Here is a 9,058-nt window from a genome sequence, read left to right on the forward strand (position 1 = left end):
TTCAACTCCTTACGGGGGGATGGGTAATCAAAACGCAAAACACGAGCAGCCGAATGCACCCCAGAAACCCTGGAAGTCGCTGACCGGCACGCTGGAATGGCGGGCTTTTTCGTGGCTGTGGGCATGCACGCCGCACGGGCCGCTGCACTGGTGCACCTGCGCCTGCAACGGCGAGCCTGGGCGCCAGTGCCCTGGCACCTTGACCACCGGCGACCAATCCGGCAGTACCGGCACGCGCGGGGGTGCGAAGTCTTCGAAGTCACCGGCACCGTAGACCACCTTGCCGCCGACCACGGTCAGGACCGACTCGATCCACTTGATGGCTTCCTCATCAACACTGAAGAAGTCCGCCGACAGCGCCGCCACGTCCGCCAACTGCCCGACCTTGATCTGGCCCTTCTTGCCCTGCTCGGACGAGAACCAGGCGCTGCCGTGGGTGAACAATTCCAGCGCGGTCAGGCGCGACAGGCCTTCGGCATGCAGTTCCAGGCCACCGACGGTGCGGCCGCTGACCATCCAGTACAGCGAGGTCCACGGGTTGTAGCTCGACACCCGCGTCGCATCGGTGCCCGCGCCCACCGGCACGCCTTCGGCCAGCATGCGCTTGATCGGTGGCGTGGCTTCGGCGGCCTTGGCGCCGTAGCGCTCGACAAAATATTCGCCCTGGAACGCCATGCGGTCCTGGATCGCAATACCGCCACCCAGGGCACGTACACGCTCGATATTTCTCGAGGTAATGGTTTCGGCGTGGTCAAAAAACCACGGCAGGCCATTGAACGGAATGTCGCGGTTGACCTTCTCGAACACGTCGAGCATGCGCGAGATGGACTCGTCATAGGTGGCGTGCAAACGGAACGGCCAGCGCTGTTCAACCAGGTGGCGCACCACCGGCTCCAGTTCCTGCTCCATGGTCAGCGGCAGGTCGGGACGCGGTTCGAGGAAATCTTCGAAGTCGGCGGCCGAGAACACCAGCATTTCGCCAGCGCCGTTGTGGCGCAGGTAATCGTCGCCCTGGTGCAGGGTGACGCTGCCGGTCCAGTTCTTGAAGTCGCTGAGTTCTTCCTTGGGCTTCTGGGTGAACAGGTTGTAGGCGATACGCACCGTCAACTGTTGGTCCTTGGCCAGTTGCTCGATCACTGCGTAGTCATCGGGGTAGTTCTGGAAGCCGCCGCCGGCGTCGATGGCACTGGTGAGGCCCAGGCGATTGAGTTCACGCATGAACTGGCGGGTGGAGTTGACCTGGTATTCCAACGGCAGTTTCGGGCCCTTGGCCAGGGTCGAGTACAGAATCATCGCGTTCGGCCGCGCCACCAGCATGCCGGTGGGGTTGCCGTTGCTGTCACGCACGATCTCGCCACCCGGCGGGTTCGGCGTGTCCTTGGTATAGCCGGCCACACGCAGCGCTGCGCGGTTGAGCAAGGCGCGGTCGTACAGGTGCAGCACGAACACCGGCGTATCGGGCGCGGCCTGGTTCAACTCTTCCAGGGTCGGCATGCGTTTTTCGGCGAACTGGAATTCGTTCCAGCCCCCCACCACGCGCACCCATTGCGGGGTCGGCGTGCGGTCGGCCTGGTCCTTGAGCATGCGCAGGGCATCGGCCAGTGACGGCACGCCTTCCCAGCGCAGCTCGAGGTTGTAGTTCAAGCCGCCACGGATCAGGTGCAGGTGCGAGTCATTGAGGCCGGGGATGACGGTGCGGCCCTTGAGGTCGATGACCTGGGTACCACTGCCGCGCAGGGCCATGGCTTCACCGTCGGTGCCCACGGCGACAAACCGCCCCTCACGGATGGCGACGGCCGTGGCGCGCGGGTTTTCACGGTCCACGGTGTGGAACTGGCCATTGAACAGAATCAGGTCGGCGTTCATAGGGTTTCCTTTACAGAGGCTTCGAGCCAGGGAGCGAACAGGCGGGTGGCCGCCGGCATCAGCAGGTAGACCACCAGCACGACGATGGTCACGGTTACCAGAAACGTGGCGACCACGTAGTTGGAAAGAAACGGGTGCAGGCGCAGCACCGGGCCCCACACGATCGGCACCAGCAGGGTCAGCGGCAGGATCACGCACAGGGTGACCACCGCCTGCTTCCAGCGCGGCGGCTTGGCGGCGTTCGGGGTTTCGGGGTTGAACCAGAACTCGTTCACCGCGCCGATTTCGGTGTTGTCACCGTCGGCAAGCATGGGCGCGGCTTCGGCGATCAGGGTTTTGCGCTCGGGGGAGTCGAGCCAGGTTTGCAGGTCATCGGTGGAACGGTAGCGCAACACACAGGTAAACAGCGCCAGGTTGCCCTGTTTGCCGCGCACCACGTCGACACCGAGGTGGCCAGGGCGGTCGCCGGCGATGCGGACGATGCGGCGCAGCCAGGCTTCGTAGTCAGCCTCCAGGCCGGGTTTGATGAGGTGCTTGACCACCAGAGTGACGACTTCGTCGGGGCCTGGTTTTGTGGTTGGGTCCATGGGGTGTCCCTCTGCCGTGAAGATTCAGCGATGAGGGAGTTTGAGGGGGGATGGGGTGGGGAAAATTGGATGTACGTGCTGTTTGGGGGGGGTTGTGCTGAGTACATATCCGTTATTTGGGTGATGGCGGATATTGGTTCCGCCCTTACGGCGGGTCACTTTTGAAAAGAGCGCAAAAGTAACCAAAAGGCCTTCGCCCCAACACTCGGCACCTCGCCTAGGCTCGGTGTGCCCGTAATCCGACAGTGATTTGGGGGGCCTAACATCAAAATCAAAAGCAGATCAAAAGCCAGAGCCAGAGCAAACCACCCTTCAACTGATACATGAAGATCAAACTGTGGGAGGGGGCTTGCCCCCTCCCACACTTTGACCGAGTACCGCCCATACAATCCGGTCGGCTCTAAGGTACGGATATGTACACAACACGACACCACCCCGCCATCACCCCATCACCCCGGCACCGGAATCACCCGCAACCCCCTCACCGACTTATAGGAAAAACTCGAATAAATCTCCTTGACGCAAGGCAACGTCTGCAACACCTCCCGCGCAAACTCCCCAAACGACTCCAGATCCCTCGCCACCACTTCCAACAAAAAATCATACCGCCCCGACACGTTATGGCACGCCACGATCTCGGGAATCGCCAACAAACGCTGCTCGAATGCCCGGGCAATTTCCTGGGTATGACTCTCCATCATGATGCTGACAAACGCCGTCACCCCATACCCCAGCGCCTTGGGCGAGAGAATCGCCTGGTACCCGCTGATCACCCCGCTCTCCTCCAGGTTGCGCACCCGGCGCCAACAGGGCGAGGTCGTGAGGGAGACGCGGTCGGCCAATTCAGCCACCGTGAGGCGGGCATTGCCTTGCAGCGCGTTTAAAAGCGCTTTATCGGTGCGATCCAGACTAATGGGCATAACATGCCTCTATTCGTTATTTTTATGAGGTTTTCATCCCGGGACGCGGGGATTACCGGCAAATATTGCAAAGTTCATCTCTGGTTATGAGCATAGCATTGTAGGAAATAAGGAGCGTCCGACATGAACAATAAACACAATGCATTCGGCTTTTCCACCCGCGCCATCCACCACGGCTACGACCCCAAGGACCACCACGGCGCGCTCGTCCCGCCGATTTATCTGTCGGCCACCTTTGCCTTCCCCACCGCCGAATACGGTGCCGCCTGTTTTGCCGGCGAAGCCAGCGGCCACTTCTATACGCGTATTTCCAACCCGACCCTGGCGCTGCTGGAGTCGCGCATGGCGACCCTGGAAAACGGCGAGGCGGCGGTGGCCTTCAGTTCCGGGATGGGGGCGATTGCCGCGACGTTCTGGACCCTGCTACGCCCCGGCGACGAGGTGATCGTCAGCCAGACGCTGTACGGTTGTACCTTCGCCCTGCTGCACCACGGCATCGGCGAGTTCGGCATCAAGGTGCGGCATGTCGACCTCACGGACCTGGCGGCCCTGCAAGCCGCGCTCAGCCCCGCAACGCGCATGATCTACTGCGAAACCCCGGCCAATCCCAACCTGCAACTGGTGGATATCGCCGCCGTCGCCACCCTCGCCCACCACCAGCCCAATGTCACCGTGGTGGTCGACAACACCTACTGTACGCCCTACCTGCAACGCCCCCTGGAACTGGGCGCCGATGTGGTGGTGCATTCGGCCACCAAGTACCTCAGCGGCCACGGCGATATCACCGCGGGCATTGCCGTGAGCAGCCAGGCGCTGGCCCAGCGTATTCGCCTGCAAGGCCTCAAGGACCTGACCGGCGCCGTCATGTCGCCCCAGGATGCCTCGCTGTTGATGCGCGGCCTCAAGACCCTGGCCCTGCGCATGGACCGCCACTGCAGCAACGCCCAGGCGGTGGCCGAAGCCTTGCAGGCGCACCCGGCCGTGGAGCGCGTGACTTACCCGGGCCTGCGTTCTTTCCCTCAATACGAACTGGCGACACGCCAGATGAAAATGCCCGGTGGCATGATCGCCTTCGAACTCAAGGGCGGGATCGAAACCGGCCGGCGCTTCATGAATGCACTCAAGCTGTTTACCCGCGCGGTCAGCCTGGGCGACGCCGAATCACTGGCCCAGCACCCGGCGAGCATGACTCACTCCACCTACACCCCGGAAGAGCGAGCCGCACACGGCATCAGCGAGGGCTTGGTGCGCCTGTCGGTGGGGCTTGAAGACATCGCCGACCTGCTGGCGGATGTACAGCAGGCACTGGCCAAATGCACGCGCACGCTGCAACGTCCTTCCAGGCTCGTGAGTCTTTAAATCCGATTTTTTAAGATTGGATCCCCTTCCCGCCGCCAGGCTGTACTAGCATAGGTTCCGGCGGGAAGGACTATCACGGTAGGTTATTCGCATTGGCTTGCATCTTAATCCCCGCTGCTATAAGGCCGAATACCTGCACGCCTCATGGATGAATTGATGAACTCACAGTTGTTTCCGCATATTGGCAAGGTCATCGCCAGCACCGGCAGCCGCCATTTTCCGCGCATGCTGCATGACCTGATCCTCACCCAACTGGCCGTGGACGCCACCCATATCACGCAACTGCAGGTGAGTGCCGAAGGGCACGTCCGGCGCAAGATCAGCCCGGTCTACACCGACTCGGTAGAAGCCTTGGGCGAAGAGCAACCTGCCGCACAATTGCACCTCACCCGCCGCCGCGACGACGTGCGCTATGTGTTGTCGGTGTATCGCTCACACCAGTCCGAAAATTTCTCGCCGCAGGAGCGCAGCATGCTGCAGGACTTCTCCACCCTGCTGCTGCCCATGGTCGAAAAACACATCGCCGCGATCCAGCCTTGCCGCCAGGACAGCGAGCCGGTGCCCCCGGAAAACCAGGGCCTCGAAACCCTGCGCCGGCGCATCGAGGAACGCCTGGTGCAATCGGGGCTGACCCTCTCCAACCGTGAACTCGAAGTGTGCGTCGGCCTGCTGGCCGGGCGCACGGCGCCGGAGCTGGCGGAGCAATTGGCATTGAAGGTCAACACCATCGAGAGTTACCTGAAACGTGCGGCGATCAAGCTGGGGATCAGCGGGCGGCATTCGTTGTTGCGGTGGATGTATGCCACCGAGGAAAGTACGGGGCTTTAAGCTCACACCGATCAAAATGTGGGAGGGGGCTTGCCCCCGATGGCGGTGGGTCAGCAACCGAATTGTGGCTGATACACAGCAATCGGGGGCAAGCCCCCTCCCACATTGGGTTCTCATTGACAAGCAGGACTCAATCCCTCGCCAAGGCCTCGATCGGGTCCAGCCGCGCCGCATTCCGCGCCGGCACAAAGCCAAACACGATGCCGATCAATGTCGAACAGGCAAACGCGGTCAGAATCGAGCCCAGGGAAAACACCATTTCCCATTCCTTCACGAACACTGAAAACAAAAAGCCCAGGGCATAGGACAACGAGATTCCGATCAGCCCACCGATCAAACACACCATCACCGCCTCCACCAGGAACTGCTGGCGAATGTCCGATTGCCGGGCGCCTACCGCCATGCGAATACCGATCTCGCGGGTACGCTCGGTCACCGACACCAGCATGATGTTCATCACCCCGATACCGCCCACCAGCAGCGAAATCACCGCGATCAACGACAGCAACAGCGCCAGGGAGCGACTGGTTTTCTGCACCGTCTGCATGATGCTGTCGAGGTTGTTGGTGAAGAAATCCTTGGTGCCGTGACGTTGCAGCATCAGCTTGTTGACGTTGTCTTCCACCACCTTGCTTGGCTGACCGTCCTTGATGCGCACGGTGATACTGTCCAGATGGCGCTGACCCAACAGGCGCCCCGCCACCGTTTCATAGGGCACCCACACATTCAATGCCTTGCTGGCGGCGAACATGTTTTTATTGTCGGCCGTTACGCCGATCACCGTGCACGGCAGGTTGCCCACCAGGATCACCTGGCCCAGCGGGTCGACGTTGGGTCCGAACAGGCGATGGCGGGTGTTGTGGTCGATCACCACCACCTGGGCCTGGCGCCGTGCGTCGCTTTCGCTGAAGGCGATGCCGGCTTCGAGCTTCAGGCCCTTGACCTTGAAATAGCGGTCACTCACACCGTTGACCTGCGCATCCAGGTCGATATTGCCAAAGCGCAGCAACAGGTTGCGGCCCACCACCGGCGTGGCACTGTCGACGTAATACAGCTGGTTCAACGCGTCGACATCCGAGGGCATCAACGTCTCGATGGCCGAGGCGCGGCTGTCACCGAAACTGGTGCCGGAAAAGATATCGATGGTGTTGCTGCCGATCGCCTGAATGTCCTTGAGCACATAACGCTTAGCGCCTTCGCCGATGGCCGAGATCGACACCACCGAGGTAATACCGATGACGATACCGAGCATGGTCAGCAAGGTGCGCATGCGATGGGACACCAGCGCGACCCAGGCCATGTTGAACGCTTCCTTGAACAACCCCAGGCTCGCCACCAGACGCCTGGCGCCACTGCGCCTGGGTTCGATGGGCGCTTCGCCGGGCAGCTCCAGGCCGACACTGTCGTTGGCCTTGTCGCTGACAATCTCGCCATCGCACACCTCGACGATGCGCTGGGCGTTCGCCGCGACCTTGGGGTCGTGCGTCACGATAATCACCGTGTGCCCGGCGGCGTGCAGCTCAGCGAGGATACGCATGACCTCCTTGCCGCTGTGGGTGTCGAGGGCGCCGGTGGGTTCGTCGGCCAGGATCACTTCACCGCCGTTCATCAACGCCCGAGCGATACTCACCCGCTGCTGCTGCCCGCCCGACAGCTGGCTGGGACGATGGGTGGTGTGGCTGGCCAAGCCCAGGCGGGCCAGCAGCTCCCGCGCACGGCTATGGCGCGCGGTCTCCGGCGTACCGGCATAGATCGCCGGCATCTCCACGTTGTGCAAGGCGCTCAAGTGCGCCAGCAAGTGGTAGCGCTGGAAGATAAAACCGAAGTAGTCACGGCGCAGTTCGGCCAGTTGCTCGTCGCCCAATGAGCGGGTTTCGATGCCATTGATCTTGTAGCTGCCGGCCGTGGCGTAATCCAGGCCGCCGAGGATGTTCATCAGGGTGGACTTACCCGAGCCCGAGGCGCCGATGATCGCGACCATTTCCCCGGCGTGAATCGTCAGGTCGATGCCCTTGAGCGCAATGAACTCACGCTCGCCGGCCATGAAACTGCGGGTGATGCCCTTGAGTTCCAACAGTGGCTGGGTCATCCGTCAGTTCCCCGCCACAGCCGGCGTGGCTTCGCCGATCACCACGTTGTCACCTTCGGCCAGGCCTTCGAGGATCTGCACCTTGACGTTATTGTTGATCCCGGTCTTCACATTCCGCGACACCGCCTTGCCCTTGGCATCCAGCACCCGCAGCGGGTAGCTGCCATCGTTGTTGCGCGCACCGAGCGCCGCCACCGGCACCATCAACGCGGCCTGGGCGGTGTCGAGCACGATACGCACCTGGGCGGTCATGGCGATACGCAGGCGGTGATCGGGGTTGGGCACGTCGAACAGCGCGTTATAGAACACCGCGGTGTTCTGCTTTGGCGTACCGGCGGTCTGGGTTTCCAGGAAATTCTGCGGCGCCGGCTCGGTGCCGCGCAGCTTGGCGTAGTAGCGCTTGTCGGCCTCGCCGAGGATGGTGAAGTACACCTGCTGGCCTGGGCTGATGTGGATCACATCCGCCTCGGAGACCTGGGCCTTGACGGTCATGGTGTCCAGGTCCGCCAATTTGAGCAGTACCGGCGCCAGTTGGCTGGCGATCACGGTCTGGCCTTCCTGGGTGACAATGCCCACCACATCGCCGTCGATGGGCGCGACGATGCGGGTGTAGGCCAGGTTGACCTTGGCGGTGTCGATCTGGATGTGCGCGCTTTTGATCTGCGCATCCAGGGACAGCAGGTTGGCCTGTTGCACCTGGAAGTTGGACTCGGCGTCTTCGAAGTCCTGACGGGATACCGACTCGTCGATCTGCAGGCCTTTATAGCGCTCGTACACGGACTTGGCCTGCTTGAGCTGGGCCGCCGTGGCGCGGCGTTGGGCCTGAAGGTTTTCTTCGTCGACCTGGGCCTTGCGCAGGGTGTTTTGCAGGACCAGTGGGTCGATTTCGGCGAGCCATTGACCCTTTTTCACTTTGTCGCCGACCTTTACTTTCAGGGACTTCAATTGGCCGGAGACTTGGGCGCCCACGTCGACCTGTTTGATGCCTTCGAGCAGGCCGGTGGCCAGCACGGCGTTTTCGATGTCACCGCGTTGAGCGGTGGCTGTGAGGTATTGGGGGGCGTCGGCGGGGGCCTGGACCGTGTAGATGATCAGGCCGATGGCGACTGTGATTACTGTGAGCATTCCTAGTTTGCGTAACTTTGACTTTTCCATGGGTGGCCTTTGATCGAGTACATATCCGTTACTTGGGTAACGGCTGATAGGGGTTCCGCCCTTACGGCGGGTCACTTTTGAAAAGAGCCCAAAAGTGACCAAAAGGCTCTTGCCCCAACACTCGGCACCTCGCTTAGGCGCGGTGTGCCCGAACGCATGCCAGCGTGTTTGACGGGGCGTCTGAGAGCAAAAGCCAGATCACCAGCAGATCAAAAGCAGGCTGATATCTACCTGATGTATGGAGATCAAACTGT

At 61.6% G+C, this 9,058-nt stretch carries 7 protein-coding genes; 2 read left to right on the forward strand and 5 right to left on the reverse strand.

What is annotated here, in order from left to right:
- Positions 1-27: 27 nt before the first annotated feature.
- The 3 genes from K5K89_RS18065 to K5K89_RS18075 form a co-directional block, all read right to left on the reverse strand.
- Positions 28-1,866, reverse strand: coding sequence for an amidohydrolase (locus K5K89_RS18065; RefSeq protein ID WP_222539950.1), 1,839 nt, complete (start codon positions 1,864-1,866; stop codon positions 28-30).
- Complete coding sequence (locus K5K89_RS18070) at positions 1,863-2,453, reverse strand: antibiotic biosynthesis monooxygenase (protein ID WP_071490110.1); 591 nt, start codon at positions 2,451-2,453, stop codon at positions 1,863-1,865. The genes K5K89_RS18065 and K5K89_RS18070 overlap by 4 nt, the downstream gene beginning before the upstream one ends.
- 449 nt (positions 2,454-2,902) lie before the next feature.
- Positions 2,903-3,373: an Lrp/AsnC family transcriptional regulator gene (locus K5K89_RS18075; protein WP_071490032.1), complete on the reverse strand. Its 471-nt coding sequence runs from the start codon at positions 3,371-3,373 to the stop codon at positions 2,903-2,905.
- A 123-nt stretch (positions 3,374-3,496) separates the two neighbouring features.
- Here K5K89_RS18075 and K5K89_RS18080 point away from each other — a divergent pair, with 123 nt between their 5' ends.
- Together K5K89_RS18080 and K5K89_RS18085 are read left to right on the forward strand one after the other, a co-directional pair.
- Positions 3,497-4,732 (forward strand): methionine gamma-lyase, encoded by a 1,236-nt coding sequence (locus K5K89_RS18080; protein ID WP_092245702.1) that lies wholly within the window; start codon positions 3,497-3,499, stop codon positions 4,730-4,732.
- Between the two features lie 156 nt (positions 4,733-4,888).
- Positions 4,889-5,560: a response regulator transcription factor gene (locus tag K5K89_RS18085; RefSeq protein ID WP_173668606.1), complete on the forward strand. Its 672-nt coding sequence runs from the start codon at positions 4,889-4,891 to the stop codon at positions 5,558-5,560.
- A gap of 130 nt (positions 5,561-5,690) precedes the next feature.
- Here the strand turns inward: K5K89_RS18085 and K5K89_RS18090 are convergent, their stop codons facing one another.
- Together K5K89_RS18090 and macA are read right to left on the reverse strand one after the other, a co-directional pair.
- A complete protein-coding gene (locus K5K89_RS18090; RefSeq protein WP_222539951.1) occupies positions 5,691-7,649 on the reverse strand; it encodes a MacB family efflux pump subunit in 1,959 nt (652 codons plus the stop codon).
- A 3-nt stretch (positions 7,650-7,652) separates the two neighbouring features.
- Positions 7,653-8,804: a macrolide transporter subunit MacA gene (gene macA, locus K5K89_RS18095; RefSeq protein WP_071490036.1), complete on the reverse strand. Its 1,152-nt coding sequence runs from the start codon at positions 8,802-8,804 to the stop codon at positions 7,653-7,655.
- Between the last annotated feature and the right edge of the window lie 254 nt (positions 8,805-9,058).

Origin of the sequence: Pseudomonas sp. DR208, from assembly GCF_019823005.1 — a bacterium.
GTDB lineage: Bacteria > Pseudomonadota > Gammaproteobacteria > Pseudomonadales > Pseudomonadaceae > Aquipseudomonas > Aquipseudomonas extremorientalis.